Here is a 27,000-nt window from a genome sequence, read left to right as displayed (position 1 = left end):
CTAAGCGGTCTGTGGGAAAGTGCAAAAAAAGTAAGACATGAGGACTTGAAAATGGTTCTTTTCACCACATTTTATAGGTGTAGCCAAGAGGAACACGCCTTCGGGGTGTTTGGGCTTCAACAACCTGTCCATGATGGAAGGTGATTAATTTCTCGCTGATTTTCAGGAGCTATTTAACTATGCGTAACTTCGACTTTTCCCCGTTATACCGTTCTGCCATCGGTTTTGATCGTCTGTTCAACCTGTTAGAAAACAATCAAACGCAAAGCAACGGCGGCTACCCTCCGTACAACGTTGAACTGGTTGATGAAAACCACTATCGCATCGCGATTGCCGTGGCCGGTTTTGCGGAAAGCGAACTGGAAATCACCGCGCAGGACAACATGCTGGTGGTAAAAGGCGCGCATGCCGCAGAGCAAAAAGAACGCACCTATCTCTATCAAGGCATCGCCGAGCGTAACTTTGAACGCAAATTCCAGCTTGCGGAACATATCCACGTACGTGGCGCAAACCTGGTGAACGGCCTGCTGTATATCGAACTGGAACGCGTGATTCCAGATGCGGACAAACCGCGTCGTATCGAAATTAATTAATGATGCCGGGCCGCCCGTGCGGCCCTGTTAGCTAAATCATCAATCGGCTTGCCGTCAGGGAGCCGGAAGGTACTTACTCGCTTCTTAGAAGGAGAAACACAATGCGTAACTACGATTTATCCCCACTGCTGCGTCAATGGATCGGTTTTGACAAACTGGCGAACGCGCTGCAAAGCACCAGTGAAGGCCAGACCTTCCCACCGTACAACATCGAAAAAAGCGACGATAACCACTATCGCATTACCTTAGCGTTAGCCGGGTTCCGTCAGGAAGATCTGGATATTCAGCTCGAAGGCACTCGCCTGACTGTAAAAGGCACGCCAGAGCCGCAGGAAAAAGAGACCAAATGGCTGCATCAGGGGCTGGTGACTCAAGCCTTTAGCCTGAGCTTCACCCTGGCAGAAAATATGGAAGTCGCCGGTGCGACCTTTACTAACGGCCTGTTGCATATCGACCTCACCCGCAACGAGCCGGAAGCTATTGCGCCGCAGCGTATCGCCATTAGCGAGCGACCTGCGTTGAATAGTTAATAGCATTGCCCAATTAGCCCCGAGAAATCGGGGCTTTTTTTTGCGAGTGAAAGCATGTTTGTCGCCCTTGCTGCAACGAGTGTTTCAGTTTAAAAAATGATCAGAGAAAATGGCGTAATAAAACAAGGGACATGTTATGAACGAGCAACAGCTGTTTGAAGTGATTAAAAACGTCGATCAGGAAGGTAGCGAGTATTGGTCTGCTCGCGATCTAGGACCATTACTTGATTATAAAGAGTGGCGTAATTTTCAAAAGGTTATCTCAAAAGCAGCCATTGCATGTGAGGCAAGTGGTCAGCGGGTATCTGACCATTTTGTTGAGTCCAACAAAATGGTTGAAGTGGGATCTGGTGCTAATCGACAGCTTGAAGATATCAGGCTTTCCCGCTACGCCTGCTATCTGGTTGTACAAAACGGTGATCCCTCTAAACCCGTGATTGCAGCGGGGCAGACCTACTTTGCATTACAAACCCGCCGCCAGGAGCTGGAAGACGACAAAGTCTTTAAATCTCTACGGGAAGATGAGAAACGCCTTTTTCTACGCAATGAACTTAAAGAACATAACAAACATCTGGTCGAAACCGCTCATCAGGCGGGTGTTGAGACGGCGCTGGATTTCGCTGTGTTCCAAAATCATGGTTACAAAGGGCTCTACGGCGGCCTTGATCAAAAGGCGATTCATGAACGTAAGGGGCTGAGAAAAAGCCAGAAAATTCTCGACCACATGGGCTCCACCGAGCTTGCGGCAAATCTCTTTCGTGCCACGCAAACCGAAGAAAAGCTGCGCCGCGACGACGTCAACACAAAGCAAATCGCCAATCAGACGCATTACGAAGTGGGTCAAAAGGTGCGTCAGACCATCAAGGACCTTGGCGGTACGATGCCAGAGTCACTCCCTTCCCCTGATAAAAGTATTCAGCAGTTAGAAATTGCGGCTAAGAGTAAAGACGCACCTGAATAGTGATATTTCCTCAGTCGATTAATGTGCGCCGTACTACATACAAGCTCCCTCCGACTCAGACATAATCCCTGATGTTAATAATGTTATTCACAGGGAAAATACGATGAGTGATATAGCATTGACGGTAAGCGTCCTGGCACTGGTGGCGGTGGTCGGGCTGTGGATTGGCAACGTCAAAATCCGCGGGATTGGCTTTGGCATCGGCGGCGTGCTGTTCGGTGGGATTATCGTTGGCCACTTTGTCGATCAGGCAGGCATCACGCTAAGCAGCCCGATGCTGCACTTTATCCAGGAATTCGGCCTGATTCTGTTCGTCTACACCATCGGTATCCAGGTGGGGCCGGGATTTTTCGCTTCGCTGCGCGTTTCTGGCCTGCGGCTGAACCTGTTCGCCATCCTGATTGTGGTGCTTGGCGGTCTGGTCACCACGCTGCTGCATAAAATCTTCGCGATCCCGCTTCCCGTCGTGCTGGGCATCTTTTCCGGCGCGGTGACCAATACCCCTGCGCTGGGTGCCGGGCAGCAAATTCTGCGCGATCTTGGCGAACCGTTTAGCGTCGTAGACCAGATGGGGATGAGCTACGCGATGGCCTACCCGTTTGGTATCTGCGGCATTCTGCTCACCATGTGGCTGGTGCGCCTGTGCTTTCGTATTAACGTCGACAAAGAGGCGCAGCGCTTCGATGAGCAGGCGGGTTCCAGCCATTCCCATCTTCAGACCATCAATATCCGCGTTGAGAACCCCAATCTGAACCACATGGCGATTCAGGATGTGCCCGTTATCAACAGCGATAAAATTATCTGCTCGCGCCTCAAACGGGGTGAAACGCTGATGGTGCCTTCGCCAACGACCATTATTGAGAGTGGCGACCTGCTGCACCTGGTGGGGGAAGCGGCGGATCTGCGTAGTGCGCAACTGGTGATCGGCAAAGAGGTTGAAACGTCGCTTTCCACCCGAGGCACGGATCTCAAAGTGGAAAGGGTGGTGGTGACCAACGAGAAGGTATTAGGCAAGAAAATCCGCGATCTACACTATAAACAGCGTTATGACGTGGTGATCTCCCGCTTAAACCGCGCCGGGGTTGAACTGGTCGCCAGCAGCAATGCCAGCCTACAGTTTGGCGACATCCTCAACCTCGTGGGGCGTCCGGCGGCCATTGATGCCGTCGCCTCCGACCTTGGCAATGCCCAGCAGAAATTGCAGCAGGTGCAGATGCTGCCGGTGTTTATCGGTATTGGTCTTGGCGTACTGCTCGGCTCTATCCCACTGTTTATCCCCGGCTTCCCGGTCGCGTTAAAGCTCGGTCTGGCGGGCGGGCCGCTAATTATGGCGTTGATCCTGGGCCGTATCGGCAGCATCGGCAAGCTCTACTGGTTTATGCCGCCGAGCGCCAACCTGGCGCTGCGCGAGCTGGGGATTGTGCTGTTCCTTTCGGTGGTAGGACTCAAGTCCGGCGGCGGCTTTGTTGACACGCTGCTACATGGCGAAGGGCTGAGCTGGATTGGCTACGGCATCCTGATTACCGGTATCCCACTGCTGACGGTAGGCATACTGGCCCGGGTGCTAGCGAAGATGAACTACCTGACCCTCTGCGGCATGTTGGCCGGTTCGATGACCGACCCTCCTGCGCTGGCGTTTGCCAATAACCTGCACGCGACCAGCGGCGCGGCGGCGCTCTCCTACGCGACCGTCTACCCGCTGGTGATGTTCCTGCGCATCATCACGCCTCAGCTTCTGGCGGTGCTGTTCTGGGGGATGGGCTAGGGTTGTGGATGCGCCTGAGGTGATAATCCACCTGATATTCGCTGGCGTTACGGAACATCACTGAATAGTTAAGAAACTCACCGCTGTCGCTGTAGGAAAGGGAGGTAATACGCAGCAGCGGTGTTTGTTCGGGTACGTTCATCGACTGGGCCAACTGCTTATCAGCCAGCACCGGTGCCAGGCTTTCATAGTTACCGCTGATTGTTATCCCGCACTCTTTTTCGATGTAATCAAACTTTGACCCCTCCAGATGCACCAGCGACAGATTGCGAAAAAGCTTAACCGGCATATAGCTGTCTTCAAGCATCAAGGGCTTTCCATCAACGTAGCGTACCCGCCGGGAAAAATAGATCCGCTCATTGATTTGAATGCGAAGCTGGCTGGCAATGGCGGGCGGCGCGGGCATCACCTCGAAAACCAGGACGTGGCTTCTTACCTCTTTGCCCTGCTTGCGTAAAATCTCGGCCAGCCCGGTCAGGTTTGAGGTTTCATGGTGGATATCTTTATGGGCAACATAGGTGCCGCTACCCTGCCGACGAACCACCAGACCCCACTCGACCAGCAGGTCGACCGCTTTGCGGATGGTCATCCGCGCAACGCCAAACTCCTGCGCTAACGCTTTCTCGCCTGGAATCGGGCTGCCAATGTTGAAATCGGATGAGTTGAGCCGTAGACGTAGCCTGTCCGCAATAGATTTATAGATCACTTCTGGACCTCTATTTCCAATCAAACCAGGTTTATTGAACCGCCGTTTCTTATTAAAAAGTAATCAATTACAGGCAAATAATGACAATTCTTATAACAGAACGGAATTGAGCGATATGACATGTCTATTTTTATCTTAAAAATTAGACAACATCGCCTGAATTAAAACCATGAAAGCGATCACGAATCGCGTGCTCAGCGCATGTTGTCTGACGGGCTAATTCCTATCCTCGTAGCAGGCCGGAAATCAACATTAATAAGGCCACTTACCCTACGAGTTGTTAAATGAGGATTGCTAAATGCTCAGTCAAATACAACGCTTTGGCGGCGCCATGTTTACCCCAGTTTTATTATTTCCGTTCGCGGGGATTGTGGTGGGTATCGCCATTATGTTGCGTAACCCAATGTTTGTGGGTGAAGCACTCACTGCACCTGATAGTTTATTCGCTCAGATTGTTCACATTATTGAAGAAGGCGGCTGGACGGTATTCAGAAACATGCCGCTTATTTTTGCCGTTGGCTTGCCGATTGGCCTTGCTAAACAGGCACAAGGGCGAGCCTGTCTGGCCGTACTGGTTAGCTTCCTGACCTGGAACTATTTCATCAATGCCATGGGAATGACCTGGGGCCACTTTTTTGGCGTCGACTTCTCCGCTGATCCGGTGGCGGGAAGCGGCCTGACGATGATTGCCGGGATTAAGACGCTGGATACCAGCATCATCGGCGCTATTGTCATCTCGGGTATCGTGACCGCGTTGCATAACCGCTATTTTGATAAGCCACTGCCGGTTTTCCTCGGTATTTTCCAGGGATCTTCGTTTGTCGTTATCGTGGCTTTCCTCGCCATGATCCCCTGCGCGTGGATAACACTTTTAGGCTGGCCAAAAGTCCAATTGGGCATTGAATCACTGCAGGCATTTTTACGCAGTGCCGGGGCCCTGGGCGTCTGGGTTTATACCTTCCTTGAGCGCATTCTTATTCCTACAGGCCTGCATCACTTCGTCTACGGTCCCTTTATTTTTGGCCCGGCGGCGGTTGAAGGCGGAATTCAGGTTTATTGGGCTCAGCATCTCCAGGAATTCAGCCAAAGCACTGAATCACTCAAAGCGCTGTTCCCGGAAGGCGGCTTTGCGCTGCACGGTAACTCAAAAGTGTTTGGTTCCGTCGGGATTGCGCTGGCGCTTTACTTCACCGCAGCCCCTGAAAACCGCATCAAGGTCGCGGGGCTGCTCATTCCTGCCACGCTGACCGCCATGCTGGTCGGGATCACGGAACCGCTGGAGTTCACCTTCCTGTTTATCTCTCCGCTGCTGTTCGCCATTCACGCCGTACTGGCAGCTACCATGTCGACCGTGATGTACATGTGCGGCGTGGTGGGGAACTTTGGCGGCGGCCTTCTTGACCAGTTTATCCCGCAAAACTGGATCCCGATGTTCCATAACCATGCGTCGGTGATGTTTACCCAGATAGGTATCGGCGTGTGCTTTACCGCCCTCTACTTCGTCGTCTTCCGGGCCTTAATTCTGCGCTTCAATCTGAAAACGCCGGGCCGTGAAGACAGTGAAATCAAGCTCTACAGCAAAGCAGACTACCAGGCCGCGCGTGGCAAAACCTCAGCGGCTGGCGCGAGCGACACCAAATTGGGCCAGGCGGCAGGCATTCTCCAGGCGCTGGGCGGAGCCGCCAATATTGAAAGCATCAACAACTGCGCGACCCGATTACGTATTGCGCTAACCGATATGGCGAAAACGCAAAGTGATGACGTATTCAAAGCGCTGGGCGCGCACGGTGTGGTGCGCCGCGGCAACGGCATTCAGGTCATCGTTGGCCTGCATGTACCACAGGTCCGCGACCAGCTTGAAAGCCTGATGAAAGATTCTCTACAGACCGAACAAACCACCATGACGGAGGCAGTATCATGAAAAAATTCTCAGTTGTTATCGCAGGCGGCGGCAGTACTTTTACTCCAGGTATCGTCTTGATGCTGCTGGCAAATCAGGATCGTTTTCCACTGCGAGCGCTGAAATTTTACGACAACGACGGTGCGCGACAGGAGACGATTGCAGAAGCCTGTAAGGTGATTCTAAAAGAGCAGGCGCCGGAGATTGAATTCAGCTACACCACAGACCCGCAGGTGGCGTTTACCGACGTCGATTTCGTGATGGCGCATATTCGCGTGGGTAAATACCCGATGCGTGAAAAGGATGAGAAGATTCCGCTGCGCCACGGTGTACTGGGTCAGGAAACCTGTGGACCAGGCGGCATTGCCTACGGCATGCGCTCCATTGGCGGCGTGCTGGAACTGGTGGATTACATGCAAAAATACTCGCCGAACGCCTGGATGCTTAACTACTCCAACCCGGCGGCGATTGTGGCGGAAGCGACCCGTCGTCTGCGTCCGGATGCCAAAATCCTCAACATCTGCGACATGCCTATCGGCATTGAAGGACGGATGGCGCAGATTGTTGGTCTGAAAGACCGCAAGCAGATGCGCGTTCGCTACTACGGGCTGAACCACTTTGGCTGGTGGACATCTATCGAAGACCTTCAGGGGAACGATTTGATGCCTAAGTTACGCGAATATGTCGCGAAATATGGCTATGTTCCGCCATCAAACGACCCGCATACTGAAGCCAGTTGGAACGACACTTTCGCCAAAGCGAAAGATGTACAGGCGCTGGACCCGGACACCATGCCGAACACCTACCTGAAATACTATCTGTTCCCGGACTATGTAGTGGCGCACTCAAATCCGGAACGTACCCGAGCCAATGAAGTGATGGATCACCGTGAGAAAAATGTGTTCAGCGCATGCCGGGCGATTACAGAAGCCGGTAAATCCTCGGCGGGAGATCTGGAAATTGACGAACATGCGTCTTACATCGTCGATCTTGCCACCGCGATTGCTTTTAATACCCAGGAAAGAATGCTGCTCATTGTGCCGAACAACGGCGCTATCCATAACTTTGACGCCGATGCGATGGTTGAAATTCCATGCCTCGTCGGCCACAACGGCCCGGAACCGCTGACGGTGGGGGATATTCCAAACTTCCAGAAAGGGATGATGAGCCAGCAGGTTGCGGTGGAAAAACTGGTCGTTGATGCCTGGGAACATCGTTCATACCACAAGCTGTGGCAGGCGATTACGCTGTCGAAAACGGTGCCGAGCGCTTCTGTGGCAAAAGCGATTCTGGATGATTTAATTGAGGCTAATAAGGACTACTGGCCGCCGTTAAACTAAGTACTGATTTAGCGTGTCATGCCCACAGGACGTTGTTCTGCGGGCATTTTTGTTTTCAGGTGTTGGGATGTGAGACGGCGCACACTGATGTAAAAAGCAGCGAGAGCACGTAAGCTATTGAGGTAACTTACTCACTTTCGCTGGGCACAAGGAGCCGTCATGAAAATTTCCCGCGTGGGAGAAGCGCCAGACTATCGCTTCTCTCTGGCCAACGAACGTACGTTTCTGGCATGGATTCGCACCTCGCTAGGCTTTCTGGCGGCGGGCGTCGGTCTCGATCAACTGGCTCCGGATTTTGCGACACCGGTGATTCGTGAAGCGCTAGCGCTGATGCTCTGCCTGTTCGCGGGAGGGCTGGCGATCTATGGCTATCTGCGCTGGTTACGCAATGAAAAAGCGATGCGCCTGAAAGAGGATCTTCCTTACACCCGTAGTCTACTGGTCATTAGCCTGATACTGGCGCTGGTTGCTGCGGTGGTGATGATTCTGGTGTTCTATGGCGGATAACCGCAAAGCCCGCCGCGAAGCCGATCCCGGCCTACAGCCGGAACGTACCTCGCTCGCCTGGTATCGCACGCTGCTTGGCTACGGCGCGCTGATGGCGCTGGCGCTAAAGCATAACTGGCATCAGGCTGGCGGACTATTCTGGTTGTCAATTGGCGTACTGGTTATCGTCGCTATCATCCTCTGGCAATACACCCGTAATCGCAACGTCATGGACGTCACACAGAGCGATTTTACTCAGCCGCGCGCGGTACGTGATAAATTTTTGATCTCCCTCGCGGTGTTATCGCTCGCATTGTTGTTTGCTGTTACCCACATTCGCCAGCTTGTTATTTTTATAAAGGATTTTGCATGACAGGACGTCAAGTTGAAGCCGCCATCGCGTGCTGTAGTTTCAATGGCACGAGGATGCCTGAGGGCATCTTATGCAGCATGGTGAATCGCCAAAATTGTCTGCAACCGCAGCGCTGGTATCGCGAATTTCGTCAGACGGGAATGACATCAGTACAGTTAATTCCGCAGATAGAAAGAGATGCGTCAGGCAATCTCAGCGCGGAGTCGGTGCAGCCGGAAGAGTGGGGCGCGTTCCTCTGCGCTATTTTTGATCTCTGGGTGCGGGAAGATATCAACACAATCCAGATTCACCTTTTTGAATCCACGCTCGCCATCTGGCGAGGTTTTTCCCCTCAGATAACCCGCAATATGGATAACGCATGCGGTAAGTGTTCTGTGCTGCGCCTCTGCCGCGGAGCCTGCTCTGAGCCCCCATGTTCTGAGGATAAGCATGTGCTCTGCGAGGGATATCGCCGTTTCTTCACCTACAGCGCGCCATACATGAAAGCAATGCGCGACCTCCTGAAACAGCACCGCTCGCCGATAGAATTAATGGCGATGTTAAGCCAGGCCGAATAAGCTTTCTCTGTTTGCCAGACGGGCCTGCCGGATGGCAAACAGGTCAAGGTCTCCGCTATGGATTCTGGTATCACTATCTCTTCACTGTGATAACGCGTCTGGAGTGTCTATGCCGCTCGTGCTGCCCCGGGAAACCCACTTTCACCACCCGCTGGAAAGCGTGGTGTTCCATTTCTGGAAACCGGAAAAAAATATCAGTCATGAACACACCCATGAATACTGCGAACTGTTCCTGGTCGGGCATGGTAGCGGCATCCACGTCATCAATGAAAAACCCTGGCTGCTGAGCAGCGGAACGCTCTGCTACCTGAATCGTCAGGACTACCATCTGTTTGAAGAGATGAAGGCGTTGCAGCAGGTGAACCTGCTGTATCTGGGGCGCGATAACTTTAACTTTATCAAACAGATTGATTATCTCCTGCCGAAGGAGGGTGAGAGCAACGTCTGGCAGGTGGACGTGGGCATTATGCAGCGCATTTTTGACCGTTTGGCCAGCCACAACGAGGCAGAGTTCAGCGACAAGCTGCTGGCAGAAAGCCATAAAGAGATGATTTTTCTCGAAGTGCTGCACACCCTGAACCTATGGCGCTATAAAACCCAGGATTTTCACTCCAGCGAAGACCGTATCAGTCAGGTGTTGATTCGCCTCAACGGCCAGTGGCAGCAGCCGCTCGACCTCGATGCGCTGTGCCACGAGTTTGGCCTTTCCCGGCGCACGCTGCAGCGCGGTTTTAGCGACTACACCGGCATCTCTCCTCAGCAATACCTTGCTCGCGTGCGGCTATTGCAGTCCCGTTATCAGCTACGTTTTACCTGTGATTCGGTAAATGACATCGCCATTCGCTGTGGATTTGGCGACGTTAGCTACTTTTCCCGTGCTTTTCGTCGACAGTTTGGCGTGTCGCCAAATCAGTGCCGTTAATCGGTCAGAGTGGGAGGTAATGCATAAAAACGAATAAAAATAACACTGTGGAAATTAAAAGTAACATTACTAATTAACTGTTTTTATTTAATAAATACACATTTATTCCATTTGAAATAATAAAAGTACCAGCGATATAAATCAGTTTTGTGCCGCCCTTCACTTGCCGCTTTCTACCCTACTACGCAGAATATATTTTGCCGTATTTCCGCGGAATACCACGCTTATAACGCCAGGGGAAAATGATGAAGAAGATCTTTTTATGCTGCGCAGCAGGCATGTCGACCAGTATGTTAGTTGAAAGAATGAAACAATCTGCCGCTAGCCGCGATATTGATGTGGATATTACCGCCGTCCCGGTTTCTGAATTTGATCAGATTATCGAAGATGCCGACGTTATTTTGTTAGGCCCGCAGGTGAAATTCCAGCTACAGCGTTTAGCGGCTGTCGCTGAACCACAGGGTGTGCCGGTGGCAGCCATTGATATGATGCAATATGGCTCGATGCAGGGCGATAAAGTCCTGGATCACGCGCTGTCTTTATTAGCCAAAGCACAATAAGGACAGGCCATGAAATACCATTTTCCTGATAATTTCTGGTGGGGTACTGCAACCAGCGCCACGCAATCTGAAGGCCGTATTCCCGGCGATGGCAAAGGCGACAATATCTGGGATTATGCTTCACATCATTTTAACGAGCGCTTTTTCCAGGGCGTCACGGCGGATGATACCTCGACGTTTTATCAGCATTATCGGGAAGATATTCAGCGCGCCAAAGAGATAGGCCTGAACTCCTTTCGCACCTCGCTCTCCTGGTCCCGGCTCATCCCCGACGGCGACGGTGAAGTCAATCAACAGGCGGTGGCGTTTTATAACGCCATGATTGATGAATTGCTCGCGCAGGGTATTGAGCCCTTTATTAATCTCTATCACTTCGATATGCCAATGGCGCTACAGGAAAAGGGCGGCTTTGAAAATCGCGACGTGATTGACGCCTTTGCCCGTTACGCGCGTATTTGCTACCAGCTGTTTGGCGATCGCGTCCGCTATTGGTTCACCTTTAACGAACCGTTAATTCCGGCGGAAGCGGGGTATTTACACCCTCGTCATTATCCCTATGTCACCGATTTCCGCCGTGCGGCGCAGGTGTTGCACCACATCGTGCTGGCGCACTGTAAGGCGGTCGCCGCGTGGCGCGAGCTGGGCCTTGCCGGGCAGATTGGCATTATTATGGACGTTATTCCGGTCTACCCGCGTAGCGATACGCCGGAAGATTTACAGGCCGCCGCCATGGCCGACCTGTTTTATACCCGCAGCATCAACGAACCTATTTTATTGGGCAAATATCCTGACGAACTGGTGGCGATTCTGCGCGAGCATGATCAGTTGCCGGAATATTTAGCGCAAGACTGTGCGCTTATCGCCAATACGCGTATCGACCTGCTGGGGATTAACTATTACCGTCCTCGCCGGGTCAAAGCGCGTGAAACACCGCTGGCAGAGCCGCACGGTTTTGTGCCGGAACGCTTCTTTGAGGAATACATTATGCCGGGACGCAGAATGAATACCTCGCGCGGCATTGAGATTTATCCAGCGGCGCTTTACGACATCGCGATGGTGGTGAAAGAACGCTACGGCAATTTACCGTGGTTCGTTTCTGAAAACGGCATCGGTATTCAGGATGAAGAACAATTTATGGTGAACGGCCAGGTGCAGGACGATTACCGCATTGAATTCCTCAAAGAACATCTGGGATATCTCCATCAGGCCATGGCCGACGGCAGCAATTGTCTGGGCTACCACATGTGGACGTTTATTGACTGCTGGTCGTGGCAAAATGCCTATAAAAATCGCTATGGATTCTATCGCCTTGATTTAGCCACCCAACAGCGGTCACTGAAAAAATCCGGGCAATGGTTCTCAACGGTGATTGCCAATAACGGATTCGAGGGGGAGTAACATGTCTTACTTTGAACGGCTGGCGGAAAAAATGCTGCCGGTAGCGAATGCTATTGGTAATCAGCGCCATATGCAGGCCATTCGTAACGGCTTAATCTCTATTTTACCGCTGACCATTGTCGGATCGTTTTTCGTTATTCTGCTGAATATCCCGATTAAAGGGTACATGGATTTTATCGCACCGTGGCGCGATATTCTGGATGTGCCTTTCCGCTTTACCGTTGGGCTAATGTCGCTGTACGCCGCGTTCACCATCGGCTCATTTTTGGGGAAAAGCTACAAGCTCAACGATATCACCAGCGGCCTGCTGGCGATGCTCGCCACGCTGCTGATGATTGTGCCGGTGAATATTAAAGAGGGCGTGACCGTCGCCGGTGATGCGATTTCCGGGCGCTATATTCCGGTGGCGTCGCTGAGTTCGCAGGGACTGTTTGGGGCGATCATCTCCTCGCTGATTGCCATTGAAATCTATCGCTTTATTAAAGTCCGCAATATCGAAATTAAGATGCCCGCAGGCGTACCGCCAGTGGTTGCCAGCTCCTTCTCAGCGCTGTTCCCGACGCTGGCGGTAGTGCTGATTTTCTGGATCCCGCGACACTTTTTAAATATCGATATTAACGCCATCATCAGCTACATCATCATGCCGCTGAAGGGCTTTATGACCGGTACTAACCTGTTCGGCGGTATCGTCACGCAGTTCTTTATCGACCTGTTCTGGGTGTTTGGTATTCACGGTCACGCGGTGATGGGGCCGTTGATTCGCCCGCTGTGGGACCAGGCCATCGTGCAGAATATGGAGCTGTTCCAGGCCGGAACCAGCGCCTACGACCTGCCGAATATCTTCACTGAACAGTTCTTCCAGTGGTATGCGCAGATGGGCGGTACGGGCTCCACGCTGGCGCTGGTGGTGTTGTTTATTCGATCAAAAGTTATCTATCTGAAATCGCTGGGTAAGCTGTCGTTTATCCCCGGCCTGTTCAACATCAATGAGCCCATGATTTTCGGCGCGCCGATCGTGATGAACCCGATTCTGGCGGTGCCGTTTATTCTGGCGCCGATGGTCAACACGGTGGTGGTGTATCTCTTTACCATCAGCGGGCTGATTCCGCGCATGATGGTGAAACCGCCGTTTACCATCCCGGCTCCGCTCGGGGCGCTTATCACCACCAACTGGAACCTGATTGCCTGCGGGCTGGTGTTTATCTGCTTCTTTATCTCGCTGGCTATCTACTACCCGTTCTTTAAGGTGTACGAGAAGAAAATGCTGGAAACGCAGCAGGCTCAGCAGGAAGAAGAGGAAAAAGCGAAGCAGTTGGCAAACGCCTGAGACAGAAAGTCAGCGCCAGCCTCTGTCCCGGCTGGCGCGTTTTTTTAGCCCTTCACTTCTATCACTTCCAGCAGCGTGGAGCCGGTTTTTGCCTCGTGCGGTACGTCGCGGAAAATGGGCAGCGCCTCCCAGCGCAGCCAGTAGCGGCTTTGCGGGCTGTAATCGCTGTTCTGCGCAGCCACTAACTGCACTTCCGCCTGCGGCGCAACGTTCTGCCGGGGTTGCCACAGCTTGGCTGGCAGCGGCGGCGTGAGCGGGCGCGCGGTGACGACGGTAAGCGTCCGGTCATCAATAATCCACACGCCGCTACCGGCCCAGGTTGAGGTCCATTCCACGGCCATTTGTCCGTGGCCGATAGCGCGCGGCGCGCTGAGGGTAACGTCCGGCGGAATAGAGCCGCCGCCGCTGAAGTCCCAGCGAAAATCCCACTGGCTGATCTGCGTTTTTTGCCAGCCGCCCTTGCCGTCCGGGCGTGCCAGATACGCCTGCGACAGTCCCCGGTCATCATAACGATGATAAATCAGCACCGGGCGCGCCTGATTATCAAAGCCCACCTCCTGCACCATATTAATCAGCCCGCCGCCGATGCCCGCATCGTCGACAATCTCACCCTGATGGCGGGCGATAGGCAGCGTAAGCGGCGTGCCGTCTGATTTTTCCCACTGCTGAAGGTCGCGGCTGCGCGCGTACGAGAGATTATTGTTGGTTTCGCAGTGCGGTGTTTCGCGCCACATCCACACCATATGCCAGTAGCCGTCCGGCCCCAGCAGCGGCTGGCGCGCGTAGCCGTTGCGCGCCCCTTCACCGTTGAGCAGCGGTGTTTCCAGCAGGCGCGACCACTGCTGACGCTCGGCGTCGAAAATGTTGTACAGGTCATCACCGTTGCCGCTGCAGCCATCGCGATAGCGGAACAGCAGGCGGCCCTGCACGTCTTTAAAGAACACCGGGTAGGTGGCCCGCGTTTCCCGTTCGCCGGTCATCGCAGGAACACACTCCAGGGTGGTGACGTCCAGCGGTGCGCGGCTTCTGAAGTAAATGAGTGGATCAACGTGCATATTGCCGGAAAGATGCAGGTATCCAGCGCTATCTACCGCCATCGTCAGATAATTGTGCGAATCAAACTCGGTGATATGCGAGTAACGTTCGCGCTCCGGTAGCCAGCATCCCTCCGGTTGAAAAGTCTGCCACGGGCCGTCGGGTAAGCGGCGCTGGCCCACGGTGATGCGGTGCTCCGCATCATACCAGGCGGCAAACTGGTGGTTGTGGTGATTGATAAGACAGTAAAGCACGGTGAAATCTGCGCAGGCGTGTGCCACGGGCGCAACAACGATATCAGTCATCAGACGGTCTCCGGACGAGCAACAAAGGATTTTTTACGACGCAGGAAGAAGGCGGCTAACACCAGCGCGCCGATGGGGTGTAGCGTTGCGCCAGCGTATATCGGCATCGAATAACCGAAGTGGTCGATGATGGTGCCGACAAAGCCGTTAAAGATAATGGAGGTCACGCCGCCCAGGGCGCTCATCACGCCGATAGCGGTGGCGATGGCCACGCGCGGTGCCAGCCCGCCCATCATAATGGTGGCCATGCTGAGCCAGGCGGTGCACATAAAGTTAATCACCGTCATGATAGCCACCGCCGCGTAGGCGTTGCTGATGGACGGTAGCAGGAACACCAACGGCGCCAGACAGGTGACGGACCAGATAATGGTTAAGCGGGCGCGGGTCGCGTCCATGCCGCGCGCCACCAGACGGTCAGAGGCCCAGCACACCGCCAGCACGCCAAAAACGGCAACCAGCGGCGGCAGCCACATCAGCTTGCCAACTTCTGCCAGCGTCAGGCCGATTTTTTCCTGCATAAAGCCGACCTGCCAGTATTGATAGAAGAACCAGAACGGGTCGGTGAGCAGGCGAGCAATCAGCAGCGCCCAGATAGGTTTTGAGGTCAGCACCATCTTGTAGCGCTCAACCAGCGGCACGCTGACGGCGCTCACCTGTGCCGTGTCGTCGGCCGCAGGCGGCGTTTTACGACTAGAGAGATACCACATCACCCCAACGACCACGCCCGCCATGGCAGGGATAAAGAACGCCCAGCGCCAGCCGGTAGAGATAGTCACCCAGGCCACGAATGGCGGCGCCAGGATAAGCCCCAACGACTGAATAATATTGGTGAGCTGGAAGGCAAAGGCACGCTGCTCGGCGCGAAACCAGGTAAAGACCGCCAGCGTCAGCGCTGGCACAATCCCGGATTCCGCCAACCCTAGCATCACGCGCCCGACGATAAGCCCGGTCATTGAGTGCGACAGGCCGGTGATCAGCGTGGCAATCGACATCAATACCATCAGCGCGCACAGCACATAGCGGCTGCCGAAGCGGTCGACGATGCCGCCGACGAAGAAGTACATGAAGGTGTAGGGGATCATAAAAGCGCTGATCAGCACCGAATAGTCGCTGTTATCGAGCCCCAGTTCCTGCATGAGGGTGGTTTTGAGGATGGAAACAATTTGCCGGTCGAGCGAAAAGAAAAACAGCACGCAGCCGAGGAGCAGAAGCAGTACCCAGATGAGCAGGGTAAAACCGCCGCGGCCGACCGATTTTTCAGCCTGTTGCATTGTGTTCTCCGGTTTATCGTAGGGATACGAGATAGCCTGGAGTATATCGACGCCGCTTCTTAACGCTGGCGGCAGGGGAGAGGAGTGTGACGTGCGGCAATACGCTTTGACCTGAGATGCCACAATGCCGGGAGAAGTGGCACGATTGTGATGAAGCAGCATCGCGCAATAACGGCGATGCTGCTTGAGGTTAACGCGGCTTAGCGCCCTTTCGCCAGGTACTGCGCCATTTCGGCTTCCGGCACCATACCGCCGCCGGTCGCCCACACCAGATGGGTGGCGTGATTGAGCTGCTCGGCGCTGAAGCCGTGCATCTGCTGGTAATCCGTGGAGGCACAAACGTGCTGAGGGCCAGCCATGCCTGCCAGCGCCGACGGCTCAAGACGAATGCCTTCCTCCTGCGCCAGCCAGCCCAGCATGTCATACATGGTCTGGTCATCGAGGGTGTACAGACCGTCGAGCAGACGCTCCATCGCCCGGCCGACAAAGCCCGAGGCGCGACCCACCGCCAGCCCATCTGCCGCCGTCAGGTTGTCGATGCCGATATCCTGGACGGAAATGGTGTCGTGCAGCCCGGTATAAATCCCCAGCAGCATGCACGGTGAATGAGTCGGCTCGGCGAAGAAGCAGTGAACGTTATCGCCAAACGCCAGCTTCAGGCCAAACGCCACGCCGCCAGGGCCGCCGCCGACGCCGCACGGCAGGTAAACAAACAGCGGATGATCGGCATCCACCACGCGCCCTTGCTCTGCAAACTGCGCCTTCAGACGCTGCCCGGCTACCGCATAGCCTAAGAACAGCGTGCGGGAGTTTTCATCATCGATAAAGAAACAGTTCGGATCGGACTGTGCCGCTTTGCGCCCCTGTTCAACCGCTACGCCGTAGTCTTCCTCGTACTCCACCACCGTCACGCCGTGGCTGCGCAGTTTGGCTTTTTTCCACGCGCGGGCGTCAGCGGACATGTGCACCGTGACGTTAAAGCCGATACGGGCGCTCATGATGCCAATCGACATTCCGAGGTTGCCGGTGGAGCCGACGGCGATGCTGTACTGGCTGAAGAACTGTTTGAACTCGGGCGAAAGCAGAACGCGGTAGTCGTCTTTAGTGGTCAACAGGCCCGCTTCCAGCGCCAGTTTTTCCGCATGGGTCAGCACTTCATAAATGCCGCCACGCGCTTTAATTGAGCCCGAAATCGGCAGGTGGCTGTCCTTCTTCAGCAGAATTTCGCCGTTGATGTGCTGCCCGTACTCTTTTTCCAGCCGCTTTTGCATCAATGGAATGGCGGCCAGCTCAGATTCGATAATGCCGCCGGTGACGGCGGTTTCCGGGAACGCCTGCGCCAGATACGGCGCGAAGCGCGTCAGACGGGCGTGGGCGTCCTGGACATCGTGCTCGGTCAGGCCAACATACGGTAAACCTTCCGCAAAAGAGGTGGTGCCAGGGTTAAACCAGGCCGTTTCCTTGAGAGCGACCAGGTCTTCTACTAAAGGATGCTGGGCGATAAGTGTTTGAATGTTTTCCATAGTCAGTCTCTTTGCGCTTAGATAATAAAGGAAAGCAGGAATGTGCACGCCAGTGCAATAACCGAGGCGATAAATGTCGCGGTTGTATAGTATTTGAATGTCTCATTCAGGGTGGCGCCGCAGTATTGCTTGACCAGCCAGAAGAGGGAATCGGTGACGATCGTGCAGCCAATAGCGCCGGAACCGATGGCAATAGCGATGATCTCCGGGCTAACGTTAGGGTAGAGCGGCAGCATCGGTGCCACGATTGCCGTCGCCCCCATCATTGCCACCGTAGCGGAACCCACCGCGGCATGGAGGATTAACGCCACCAGCCAGGCCAGCAGAATCGGATGCATATGCATGTTCGAGAGGATTAGCGCAAGCGTATCCGCCAGCCCGCTGCTTTTGAGGATAGCGTTGAATGCGCCACCTGCGCCGATAATCAGCAAAATGTTAGCAATGGAGCCAAAACCGTTTTCGGTGTGGGTCAGCAGCGCACCCATGCCGATGTGCTGACGCAGGCCGAGAATGTAATAGGCCACGAAAACGGCGATAAACATCGCGGTGATCGGGTTACCAATAAACTCCAGCAGCGTATACACCGTGCTGCCTTTCGCCATGTTCAGCTCGGCGACGGTTTTCACCAGCATCAGGCCAATCGGCAGCAGTATGGTAAACAGCGTGGCACCCAGCGACGGTAGCGTACTTTCTTCGCGCACTTTCAGGTCGGAAAACTCAGCCGGAACCGGTTTAAACGGCAGACGGTTACCGAGGAATTTCAGGTACAGCGGCCCGCCAATCAGCGATGCCATTAAGCCCACCAGTAAACCGTAGACAATCACGGTGCCAATGTCTGCGCCCAGTTTGTTGGCCACGAACAGGGCAGCCGGATGCGGTGGCACCACGCAGTGCACCGCCATCAGCGCCGTACACAGCGGGATAGCCAGCTTCAGCAGTGAAGTATGGGTCTTTTTGGCAATAGAAAAAGCCAGCGGAATCAACAGCACCACGCCCACTTCCACAAACAGCGTGATCCCGCAAATCAGCCCAACCAGCACCATAATGACGTCAACGGAAAGCCAGCGGCAGCGCTGTAGCGTCAGGCCGATGCGCTCTGCCGCGCCGGACACTTCCATCATTTTGCCCAGAATGGTCCCGAGGCCGATAACGGCGGCAAGGAAGCCGAGCGTGCCGCCGATGCCGTTCTCAATGGCATTGACCATATCCAACGGCCCCATGCCCATCATCGTCCCCACGAAGAAGCTGGCTAACAGCAGCGCCAGAAACGGGTGGAATTTAAACTTCACGATGGTCAAAACGATTAACACGATGCTTATCAGCAGCGTGCTCACAACCCAGATTTGAGAGTGCATAACTCACCTTGCCCTGTGATTAACCTGGGGTTATTGGACAAAAATAGGGCAGGGTCTGACAAACGATATAAATCCCCACTCACATGAGCCAGATTGAATCAAATGGGTGATTTGCATCTAATTACGCTGCTTTTATGCGACATGATTCACTCTGCATCACCTTTGTGCTGATTTTTAGCGCGGGTTTTTTTACACTCCGGCGAAGAGAAATCAGGATGAAAGAGGTGAGTATGGACCCCCTGCGCGAAGTCAGAAATCGGCTGCTTAACGGCTGGCAGCTGTCGAAGTTGTATACCTTTGAAGTGGCGGCCCGACATCAGTCATTTGCGCTGGCGGCGGACGAGCTGTCATTAAGCCCCAGCGCCGTCAGCCACCGTATTAACCAACTGGAAGAGGAACTGGGCATTCAGCTGTTTGTCCGCTCGCACCGCAAAGTGGAGCTTACCCACGAAGGCAAACGGGTATTCTGGGCGCTGAAATCGTCGCTGGATACGCTCAACCAGGAGATTCTTGATATCAAAAATCAGGAGCTTTCGGGGACGCTCACCGTCTACTCGCGGCCTTCTATCGCCCAGTGCTGGCTGGTTCCGGCGCTCGGTGACTTTACCCGTCGCTATCCGTCCATTTCACTGACCATCCTGACCGGCAACGACAACATCAATATGCAGCGCGCCGGGGTTGATCTGGCGCTTTATTTCGACGATGCGCCGTCCGCGCAGCTCACCCACCATTTCCTGATGGATGAGGAAATTCTGCCGGTATGCAGCCCGGAATATGCTCGCCGCTACGATCTGACCGGTTCACTGGTGAACCTGCCGCACTGTACGTTGCTGCATGACAGGCAGGCGTGGAGTAACGATTCGGGAACCGATGAATGGCACAGCTGGGCGCAGCAGTATGCAGTGAACTTGCCGACATCATCGGGTATTGGCTTCGATCGTTCTGATTTAGCGGTGATTGCGGCGATGAATCATATTGGCGTGGCGATGGGGCGAAAGCGGCTGGTGCAAAAGCGCCTCGACAGCGGGGAGCTGGTGGCTCCTTTTGGTGATAAGGCGCTGAAATGTCATCAGCATTATTACGTCACCACGCTGCCCGGCAGGCAGTGGCCGAAAATTGAGGCGTTTATTGGTTGGCTTCAGGAGCAGGTTAAATAGGCGTTTTATGCCGGGTGGCGGCTCCGCCTTACCCGGCCAACTCACGGTCTTTGTAGGCCTGATAAGCGAAGCGCCATCAGGCAGTGTGACGGTATTACACCGCCTGGCCTTGCTGCGCAAAGCGCGACGCCAGCGGCAGCCAGCAGAGGAAAATCAGCAGCCCCATCAGCGTCATCAGCAGCCCGATGCTGCCTTGCCCGGTTTGCGGCATCATTGCCGACAGCCAGGCCAGCATGCCGGAACCAATGTTCTGCAAGCCGCCAACCAGTGCCCCGGCGGTACCGGCGAGGAACGGGAAGGGCTCCATCGCGCCGCTGGTCGCCAGCGGGAACAGCATCCCCGCGCCGAAGAAGAACAGCGCCGCAGGCACCAGTAGCGTCCAGATATTCATGACCCCGAACAGGCCTGGGAGCCACATCATCACCCCCGCCGCCAGACAGCACACCACCGACTGCCACATCAGCGTCGGGAAACGTTTTTTCGGCCGTCCGGCAAACCAGGCGCCAAAGAACGCCGCCGGAATCGGCAGAATAAACAGGATACTGACCATCATGCTGCTTAAGCCCAGCACGCCGCCCATCAGCACGCCGGAGCTGGCTTCAAATACCGCGATACCGGCCAGGCCGCCAATCAGCATCAGCAGGTAGCAGTTAAAGCCGCTGTTGCCGAACAGCGTTTTGTAGTTGCTGATAAGGCGGGTTTTTGGTGCGCCGGTTGGGCGCGTTTCCGGCATCCAGCGCGCCATGCTGATGGTGACACCCGCACACAGTACCAGCAGAAAACCGTAGCAGGCACGCCAGTTGATGAGCGTCTCCAGCACGCCGCCAATCAGCGGTGCCAGCAGTGGACTGACCAAAATACCCATGTTTAACAGGCTATTAGCATGGCGAAGCTGGCTGCCCTCATAGAGGTCACGCGGCAAGGTTCGCGCCATCACGCCGCCCACACCGGTCCCCATGCCCTGCATCGCACTGGCAATAATCAGCACCGTCAGGCTGTGTGTGGTGATGGCCACCAGCGTCGCCAGCATAAAAATCGACATCCCGACGAGGATCACCGGGCGACGGCCTACGCGGTCGGAAAGCGGGCCGTAGAACAGCTGCGAAACGCCATAGGTCAGCAGATAGGCCGCCATCACGCTCTGCACCGCCCCTTCGCGAACGTTCAGGTCGTTCGCCATCTGCGCAATTGCGGGAATATAAATGGTTTGCGCCATCTGACCGACGGCGACGAGCAACACCAGCATCACCAGGATATTGACGTTTCTATCTCTTTTCATTTCGCTGATAACTTTATAAAAATTGGGTTTATAAGAATAAATGTCCGGGAATTGCGCTAAAAGCGAGAGGAATCTACCACAATGAGATGACAATTTAATCACATGTCATGTAAATGGAATGTGTGATGCAGGCAGGATTTATACACGTAAACGGCAACAATAGTTGCCAGTTGCGTCAGGAGAGACGCAGCAGAATGGCACCCGCGGCGATACCGCCAGCGGCCACCAGGCGCAGCCCGGCGACCCGTTCTTTGAGCAGCAGCCAGGCGATCAGCGCGCCGAACAGAATCGAGCTTTCACGTAGCGCGGCGACCACCGCCAGCGGAGCCTGGGTCATCGCCCACAGCGCCAGACCGTAGGAGCCCATCGTCCCCATGCCGCCCATCAGGCCTTTTTTCCAGTGCTGAACCAGATAGCGCGAGGCTTCGCGGCGGCGGGCGATCATCGCCCAGCACAGCAGGCTGGAACCGTTGAGGAAAAACGACCACAGCGTATAGCCCAGCGCGGTGTCAGAAAGGCGCACGCCGGTACCGTCGATCAGGGTATAACCGGCAATAATCCAGGCGTTCAGCAGCGCTAACATCACGCCGCGCTGCGAACCCCCTCGACCATTGAACGCCATTCCCAGGATCGCCGTACAGATAACCGCTATTCCGCACCACGCCAGCGTAGAGAGGCTCTCGCCAAGAAACAGCACGCTGATGATGGCCACCAGCAGCGGCGCGGTGCCGCGCATCAGCGGGTAGGTCTGGCTCATATCGGAAATCTGATAGGTCTTTGCCACCAGTACGGTGTAGATCACCTGCAATACGGTGGAAGCCACCATAAACGGCATGCTGGCCGCCGAGGGCGCAGGCGCGAAGGGCAACAGCAGTAGTGCGATAAGCGCCGCGGACCCGGTGACGCCAATAGCAGAATAGAGTTTGTCGTTTCCCGCCTTCACGATGGCGTTCCAGCTGGCGTGCAAAAGTGCGGCAAACAGCAAAATGCAGAAAACAGAAAGCGTCATGAGAATACGTTGCCTGGGGGTATTTCAGCAAAACGTAACACAGCTTATCGACGGCGACCAAGGCCAGAAATAGGGGCAAAACAGGACAGATCGGCAGAATCCCCTTTGCGCGGAAACGTGATCTTTGACGCATTTTTACGCAGATGAAAATATTTCCATTGTCAGCCTGAATAAGCTGTGTTTGTATAAATTCACTAAACGAATTGAGAGAAGACCCTTAATGACCCCATCAATGCTGACTTCGACCCTACTAAAAACCGCGCTACCAGCCGCGGTGGTCGTCGTGCGTGTGGTGGTGGTCGTCGGCAATGCGCCGTAGGGTCAGGAACACACACGATTCCAAACCCCGCCGGCGCAAACCGGGCGGGGTTTTTAGTTTCTAGCCCCCTCCGGATAGTCGGCCCAGAATAATAAGGACTGGAGCATGGCAAGTTCGGGCACAACATCACAGACCACGCGTTTTACCGGCGCGCAATTAATCGTTCATTTACTGGAACGCCAGGGTATCACCATGGTGACCGGCATCCCCGGCGGCACGGTGCTTCCGCTGTACGACGCCTTAAGCCAGAGCACGCAGATCCGTCATATTCTGGCGCGACACGAGCAGGGCGCGGGCTTTATCGCCCAGGGCATGGCGCGAACCCACGGCAAACCGGCGGTGTGCATGGCCTGTAGCGGGCCGGGCGCGACCAACCTGGTGACCGCCATCGCCGATGCGCGCCTCGACTCCATTCCGCTGGTGTGTATCACCGGTCAGGTAGCCTCGTCGTTAATCGGCACCGACGCGTTCCAGGAAGTCGACACCTACGGTATCTCTATCCCCATCACTAAACACAACTATTTAGTCCGCAACATCAATGAATTACCTCAGGTTATTGCTGATGCTTTCCGGATTGCCCAGTCAGGCCGCCCTGGCCCGGTGTGGATAGACATTCCTAAGGACGTTCAGACCGCGGAAATCGATATCAGCGAACTGCCAGAACCCGGCGGCCGCGCAGCAACGCCGGAATTCAGCGCCGAGAGCGTGAGCGCAGCGGCGGCGATGATCAACGCCGCACAGCGCCCGGTGCTCTATCTGGGCGGCGGCGTTATCAACGCGCCGGAACGCGTGCGCGAACTGGCGGAAAAAGCCAACCTGCCGACCACCATGACCCTGATGGCGCTGGGCATGCTGCCAAAAGCACACCCGCTGTCGTTAGGCATGCTGGGGATGCACGGCGCGCGCAGCACCAATTTCATCCTTCAACAGTCTGATTTACTGGTGGTTTTAGGTGCGCGTTTTGATGACCGGGCGACCGGTAAAGTGGCGGAGTTCTGTCCGAACGCGAAGATTATCCACGTCGATATCGACCGCGCCGAACTGGGTAAAATCAAACAGGCTCACGTGGCGATTCAGGCGGACGTGGATGACGTGCTGGCCCAGCTGCTGCCGCAAATCGACGCCCAGCCGCGCGACGAGTGGCGTGGCAAAGTGGCTGAACTGCAACAAGAGTTCCCTGGTGCCATTCCTGAAGCGGGTGACCCACTCAGCCACTACGGCTTGATTAACGCCGCGGCGGCCTGCGTTGACGACACCGCGATTATTACCACCGACGTTGGTCAGCACCAGATGTGGGTGGCGCAGGCTTACCCGCTGAACCGTCCTCGCCAGTGGCTGACCTCCGGCGGCCTCGGCACCATGGGCTTTGGCCTGCCTGCGGCTATCGGCGCGGCGTTAGCCAACCCGGACAAAAAAGTGCTGTGCTTCTCCGGTGACGGCAGCCTGATGATGAATATTCAGGAGATGGCGACGGCGGCGGAAAATCAGCTGGATGTGAAAATTATCCTGATGAACAACCAGGCGCTGGGTCTGGTACACCAGCAGCAGAGCCTGTTCTACAAACAGGGCGTATTCGCCGCCACCTACCCAGGCATGATTAACTTTATGCAGATTGCCGCCGGGTTCGGTCTGGAAACCTGCGATTTGAATACTGAAGCCGACCCGCAGGCGGCGCTGCAGGCGATTATCAATCGTCCGGGCCCGGCGTTGATTCACGTACGCATCGACGCAGAAGAAAAAGTGTATCCGATGGTGCCGCCGGGTGCGGCAAATACCGAAATGGTGGGGGAATAAGCCATGCAACAACAGACTCATGATAACGTTATTCTGGAACTCACCGTACGCAACCACCCGGGCGTAATGACCCACGTCTGCGGGCTCTTTGCCCGTCGCGCCTTCAACGTGGAGGGCATTCTCTGTCTGCCGATTCACGACAGCGATCAGAGCCGCATTTGGCTATTGGTCAACGACGATCAGCGGCTCGAGCAGATGATTAGCCAAATCGACAAACTGGAAGACGTGGTGAAAGTGACTCGCAACCAGTCCGACCCGTCGATGTTCAACAAGATAAGCGTCTTCTTCGAGTAGTCCGCTCAAGACTTGAACACCAGGGCGCTTATCGTTAAGGTAAGCGCCTTTGCCGGATGGCGGCGTTAACGCCTTATCCAGCCTACCGTCTTGTAGGCCTGATAAGCGCAGCGCCATCAGGCGTTTCCCAGTTCCAGGACAAACCCATGATCACCGTAGCCCTTATCGACGACCACACTATCGTTCGCTCTGGCTTTGCCCAACTGCTCGGCCTTGAGCCTGATTTGCAGGTGGTCGCCGAATTTGGTTCCGGTCGCGAAGCGCTGGCGGGGCTACCGGGGCGCGGCGTGCAGGTCTGTATCTGCGATATCTCGATGCCGGATATCTCCGGCCTTGAGCTGCTCAGCCAACTGCCGAAAGGTATGGCAATTATCATGCTCTCCGTTCACGACAGCCCGGCGCTGGTCGAGCAGGCGCTGAACGCGGGTGCGCGCGGGTTTCTCTCCAAACGCTGTAGCCCGGACGAACTGATTGCGGCGGTCCACACCGTGGCGACCGGCGGCTGCTACTTAACGCCGGATATCGCCGTCAAGCTGGCGGCAGGTCGTCAGGACCCGCTGACCAAACGCGAACGTCAGGTAGCGGAAAAGCTGGCACAGGGGATGGCGGTAAAAGAGATTGCCGCTGAGCTGGGCTTGTCGCCGAAAACGGTACACGTTCATCGCGCTAACCTGATGGAAAAGCTGGGCGTCAGCAACGACGTCGAGCTGGCGCGCCGCATGTTTGACGGCTGGTGATGAATAGCGTCTTTTCGCGGTGTATTACCGTTGTCGCCTGTTTCTTTATCTTCTCCGCCGCGTGGTTCTGCCTGTGGAGTATCAGCCTGCACCTTGTGGAACACCCGGCGCTGGCGGTGCTGCTGTTCCCGTTCGGTCTGCGTCTGGGGCTTATGCTGCAATGCCCGCGCGGTTACTGGCCGGTGCTGATAGGCGCGGAGTGGTTACTGATTTACTGGCTGGCGCAGGAAGTGGCGCTGGACCACGCGTTATTATTGATGACCGGAAGCGCGCTGACGCTGCTGCCGGTGGCGTTGATTTCCCGCTATCGCCATCAGCGCGACTGGCGCACGCTGCTGCTCCAGGGCGCGGCGCTCACCGCGGCGGCGCTGCTGCAATCTTTGCCCTGGCTGTGGCAGGGAGAGGCGGCGCTTAACGCGCTGCTGCTGACCTTAACCGGCGGGCTGACGCTGGCGCCTATCTGCCTCGTGTTCTGGCACTACCTTACCAGCACCACCTGGCTGCCGCTCGGCCCGGCGCTGGTATCGCAGCCGGTGAACTGGCGCGGGCGGCATCTGGTCTGGTATCTGCTGCTATTTACCGTCAGCCTGTGGCTACAGCTTGGTTTGCCCGAAGAACTCTCGCGCTTCACCCCGTTCTGCCTCGCGTTACCGATTATCGCGCTGGCCTGGCACTACGGCTGGCAGGGGGCGCTGATTGCCACCCTGATGAACGCCATCGCCCTGATTGCCAGCCAGACCTGGCACGATCACCCCGTTGATTTACTGCTCTCGCTGTTGGCGCAAAGCTTGACCGGACTGCTGCTTGGCGCGGGTATTCAGCGGCTGCGTGAGCTTAACCAATCTCTGCAAAACGAACTGGCGCGCAACCACCGGCTGGCGGAGCGTCTGCTGGAAACCGAAGAGAGCGTGCGCCGCGACGTGGCGCGCGAGCTGCATGACGATATCGGGCAGACCATCACCGCCATCCGCACTCAGGCCGGGATCGTACAGCGGCTGGCCCCGGAGAACGCGGGCGTGAAGCAGAGCGGGGCGCATATCGAGCAGCTTTCGCTGGGCGTTTACGACGCCGTGCGCCGCCTGCTGGGTCGGCTGCGCCCGCGCCAGCTTGACGACCTCTCGCTGGAGCAGGCCATTCGCTCGCTGATGCGTGAAATGGAGCTGGAAAGCCGGGGTATCGTCAGCCACCTCGACTGGCGAATTGATGAATCAACGCTGAGCGAAAGCCAGCGCGTGACGCTGTTCCGCGTCTGCCAGGAAGGGCTCAACAATATTGTGAAGCACGCCAACGCCAGCGCGGTGACGCTACAGGGCTGGCAACAGGATGAACGGCTGATGCTGATGATGGAAGACGACGGCAGCGGCCTGCCGCCGGGCTCGAATCAACAGGGCTTTGGCCTCACCGGCATGCGCGAGCGGGTGACCGCGCTCGGCGGCTCGCTCACTATCTCCTGCATGCACGGCACGCGGGTCAGCGTCTCTTTGCCTCTGCGCTACGTGTAAGG

At 55.6% G+C, this 27,000-nt stretch carries 26 protein-coding genes and 1 other annotated feature; of the genes, 19 read left to right on the top strand and 7 right to left on the bottom strand.

The features are described from left to right. The first annotated feature begins 109 nt into the window (after nt 1-109). Nucleotides 110-186: a sequence feature (ROSE (Repression Of Heat Shock gene Expression) occurs in the 5'-region of heat shock genes and acts as an RNA thermometer to modulate expression.), on the top strand. The 4 genes from ibpA to ACH1XZ_RS12275 all read left to right on the top strand — a co-directional run bounded on the left by ibpA (nt 180) and on the right by ACH1XZ_RS12275 (nt 3,849). Next, nucleotides 180-593 carry a small heat shock chaperone IbpA gene (gene ibpA / locus ACH1XZ_RS12290; RefSeq protein ID WP_395595798.1) on the top strand — a complete coding sequence of 138 codons (414 nt, stop codon included), beginning with the start codon at nt 180-182 and terminating at the stop codon, nt 591-593. (Overlaps the previous feature by 7 nt.) A gap of 101 nt (nt 594-694) precedes the next feature. Next, complete coding sequence (ibpB, locus tag ACH1XZ_RS12285) at nt 695-1,123, top strand: small heat shock chaperone IbpB (protein ID WP_185668145.1); 429 nt, start codon at nt 695-697, stop codon at nt 1,121-1,123. 136 nt (nt 1,124-1,259) lie between these two features. Next, nucleotides 1,260-2,084 carry a DNA damage-inducible protein D gene (dinD, locus tag ACH1XZ_RS12280; protein WP_395595797.1) on the top strand — a complete coding sequence of 275 codons (825 nt, stop codon included), beginning with the start codon at nt 1,260-1,262 and terminating at the stop codon, nt 2,082-2,084. A gap of 103 nt (nt 2,085-2,187) precedes the next feature. Continuing rightward, entirely contained in the window at nt 2,188-3,849 is a 1,662-nt protein-coding gene (locus tag ACH1XZ_RS12275; protein ID WP_395595796.1) for a putative transporter, read from the top strand. On the opposite strand, the gene ACH1XZ_RS12270 is transcribed toward ACH1XZ_RS12275, so the two are convergent. Beyond that, nucleotides 3,806-4,555 (bottom strand): GntR family transcriptional regulator, encoded by a 750-nt coding sequence (locus ACH1XZ_RS12270; protein WP_395595795.1) that lies wholly within the window; start codon nt 4,553-4,555, stop codon nt 3,806-3,808. The two genes, ACH1XZ_RS12275 and ACH1XZ_RS12270, sit on opposite strands and share 44 nt — an antisense overlap. 298 nt (nt 4,556-4,853) lie before the next feature. Here ACH1XZ_RS12270 and ACH1XZ_RS12265 point away from each other — a divergent pair, with 298 nt between their 5' ends. From ACH1XZ_RS12265 to ACH1XZ_RS12225, 9 genes are all read left to right on the top strand, one after another. Beyond that, nucleotides 4,854-6,476 carry an alpha-glucoside-specific PTS transporter subunit IIBC gene (locus ACH1XZ_RS12265; RefSeq protein ID WP_395595794.1) on the top strand — a complete coding sequence of 541 codons (1,623 nt, stop codon included), beginning with the start codon at nt 4,854-4,856 and terminating at the stop codon, nt 6,474-6,476. Continuing rightward, nucleotides 6,473-7,795, top strand: coding sequence for a 6-phospho-alpha-glucosidase (locus tag ACH1XZ_RS12260; RefSeq protein ID WP_395595793.1), 1,323 nt, complete (start codon nt 6,473-6,475; stop codon nt 7,793-7,795). The genes ACH1XZ_RS12265 and ACH1XZ_RS12260 overlap by 4 nt, the downstream gene beginning before the upstream one ends. Nucleotides 7,796-7,954: 159 nt before the next feature. Continuing rightward, nucleotides 7,955-8,302 carry a YidH family protein gene (locus ACH1XZ_RS12255; RefSeq protein ID WP_220440780.1) on the top strand — a complete coding sequence of 116 codons (348 nt, stop codon included), beginning with the start codon at nt 7,955-7,957 and terminating at the stop codon, nt 8,300-8,302. Beyond that, nucleotides 8,292-8,654: a DUF202 domain-containing protein gene (locus ACH1XZ_RS12250; protein ID WP_395595792.1), complete on the top strand. Its 363-nt coding sequence runs from the start codon at nt 8,292-8,294 to the stop codon at nt 8,652-8,654. The genes ACH1XZ_RS12255 and ACH1XZ_RS12250 overlap by 11 nt, the downstream gene beginning before the upstream one ends. Beyond that, nucleotides 8,651-9,211, top strand: coding sequence for a radical SAM protein (locus ACH1XZ_RS12245; RefSeq protein ID WP_395595791.1), 561 nt, complete (start codon nt 8,651-8,653; stop codon nt 9,209-9,211). The genes ACH1XZ_RS12250 and ACH1XZ_RS12245 overlap by 4 nt, the downstream gene beginning before the upstream one ends. A 109-nt stretch (nt 9,212-9,320) precedes the next feature. After that, nucleotides 9,321-10,133, top strand: a complete 813-nt coding sequence (locus ACH1XZ_RS12240) for a helix-turn-helix domain-containing protein (RefSeq protein ID WP_395595790.1) — start codon at nt 9,321-9,323, stop codon at nt 10,131-10,133. A gap of 245 nt (nt 10,134-10,378) precedes the next feature. Beyond that, nucleotides 10,379-10,693, top strand: coding sequence for a PTS sugar transporter subunit IIB (locus ACH1XZ_RS12235; protein WP_333495366.1), 315 nt, complete (start codon nt 10,379-10,381; stop codon nt 10,691-10,693). Nucleotides 10,694-10,702: 9 nt separating this feature from the next. Beyond that, complete coding sequence (locus ACH1XZ_RS12230; RefSeq protein WP_395595789.1) at nt 10,703-12,091, top strand: glycoside hydrolase family 1 protein; 1,389 nt, start codon at nt 10,703-10,705, stop codon at nt 12,089-12,091. Between the two features lies 1 nt (nt 12,092). Next, nucleotides 12,093-13,418 carry a PTS sugar transporter subunit IIC gene (locus tag ACH1XZ_RS12225; RefSeq protein ID WP_395595788.1) on the top strand — a complete coding sequence of 442 codons (1,326 nt, stop codon included), beginning with the start codon at nt 12,093-12,095 and terminating at the stop codon, nt 13,416-13,418. A 44-nt stretch (nt 13,419-13,462) separates the two neighbouring features. On the opposite strand, the gene ACH1XZ_RS12220 is transcribed toward ACH1XZ_RS12225, so the two are convergent. The 4 genes from ACH1XZ_RS12220 to dsdX form a co-directional block, all read right to left on the bottom strand. Next, nucleotides 13,463-14,758, bottom strand: a complete 1,296-nt coding sequence (locus ACH1XZ_RS12220; protein WP_395595787.1) for a BNR repeat-containing protein — start codon at nt 14,756-14,758, stop codon at nt 13,463-13,465. Further along, on the bottom strand, nt 14,758-16,029 hold the full coding sequence (locus ACH1XZ_RS12215; protein WP_395595786.1) for an MFS transporter: 1,272 nt from the start codon (nt 16,027-16,029) through the stop codon (nt 14,758-14,760). The genes ACH1XZ_RS12220 and ACH1XZ_RS12215 overlap by 1 nt, the downstream gene beginning before the upstream one ends. A gap of 200 nt (nt 16,030-16,229) precedes the next feature. Then, nucleotides 16,230-17,552: a D-serine ammonia-lyase gene (dsdA, locus tag ACH1XZ_RS12210; RefSeq protein ID WP_395595785.1), complete on the bottom strand. Its 1,323-nt coding sequence runs from the start codon at nt 17,550-17,552 to the stop codon at nt 16,230-16,232. A 17-nt stretch (nt 17,553-17,569) separates the two neighbouring features. Then, nucleotides 17,570-18,907 carry a D-serine transporter DsdX gene (gene dsdX, locus ACH1XZ_RS12205; RefSeq protein ID WP_395595784.1) on the bottom strand — a complete coding sequence of 446 codons (1,338 nt, stop codon included), beginning with the start codon at nt 18,905-18,907 and terminating at the stop codon, nt 17,570-17,572. 230 nt (nt 18,908-19,137) lie between these two features. On the opposite strand from dsdX, the gene dsdC reads away from it, so the two are divergent. Then, nucleotides 19,138-20,064 (top strand): DNA-binding transcriptional regulator DsdC, encoded by a 927-nt coding sequence (dsdC, locus tag ACH1XZ_RS12200; RefSeq protein WP_395595836.1) that lies wholly within the window; start codon nt 19,138-19,140, stop codon nt 20,062-20,064. Between the two features lie 94 nt (nt 20,065-20,158). Here the strand turns inward: dsdC and emrD are convergent, their stop codons facing one another. Next, complete coding sequence (gene emrD / locus ACH1XZ_RS12195; protein WP_395595783.1) at nt 20,159-21,343, bottom strand: multidrug efflux MFS transporter EmrD; 1,185 nt, start codon at nt 21,341-21,343, stop codon at nt 20,159-20,161. A 175-nt stretch (nt 21,344-21,518) separates the two neighbouring features. After that, complete coding sequence (locus ACH1XZ_RS12190; RefSeq protein ID WP_395595782.1) at nt 21,519-22,352, bottom strand: EamA family transporter; 834 nt, start codon at nt 22,350-22,352, stop codon at nt 21,519-21,521. Nucleotides 22,353-22,572: 220 nt separating this feature from the next. Between ACH1XZ_RS12190 and ivbL the strand changes: the two genes are divergently transcribed. The 5 genes from ivbL (at nt 22,573) to uhpB (ending at nt 26,998) form a co-directional block, all read left to right on the top strand. Then, nucleotides 22,573-22,671 carry an ilvB operon leader peptide IvbL gene (gene ivbL / locus ACH1XZ_RS12185; protein WP_072011409.1) on the top strand — a complete coding sequence of 33 codons (99 nt, stop codon included), beginning with the start codon at nt 22,573-22,575 and terminating at the stop codon, nt 22,669-22,671. A gap of 105 nt (nt 22,672-22,776) precedes the next feature. Continuing rightward, a complete protein-coding gene (gene ilvB / locus ACH1XZ_RS12180) occupies nt 22,777-24,465 on the top strand; it encodes an acetolactate synthase large subunit (RefSeq protein WP_395595781.1) in 1,689 nt (562 codons plus the stop codon). A 3-nt stretch (nt 24,466-24,468) separates the two neighbouring features. Next, nucleotides 24,469-24,759 carry an acetolactate synthase small subunit gene (ilvN, locus tag ACH1XZ_RS12175; protein WP_395595780.1) on the top strand — a complete coding sequence of 97 codons (291 nt, stop codon included), beginning with the start codon at nt 24,469-24,471 and terminating at the stop codon, nt 24,757-24,759. 146 nt (nt 24,760-24,905) lie between these two features. Beyond that, nucleotides 24,906-25,496, top strand: a complete 591-nt coding sequence (gene uhpA, locus ACH1XZ_RS12170) for a transcriptional regulator UhpA (protein ID WP_395595779.1) — start codon at nt 24,906-24,908, stop codon at nt 25,494-25,496. Beyond that, entirely contained in the window at nt 25,496-26,998 is a 1,503-nt protein-coding gene (gene uhpB, locus ACH1XZ_RS12165) for a signal transduction histidine-protein kinase/phosphatase UhpB (RefSeq protein ID WP_395595778.1), read from the top strand. The genes uhpA and uhpB overlap by 1 nt, the downstream gene beginning before the upstream one ends. Nucleotides 26,999-27,000 lie beyond the last annotated feature (2 nt).

The organism is Kluyvera chengduensis, assembly GCF_044197065.1.
Classification (GTDB): domain Bacteria; phylum Pseudomonadota; class Gammaproteobacteria; order Enterobacterales; family Enterobacteriaceae; genus Kluyvera; species Kluyvera ascorbata_C.
The sequence above is the reverse complement of the archived record's forward strand: the minus strand, read 5'-3'. Positions and strand labels throughout refer to the sequence as shown.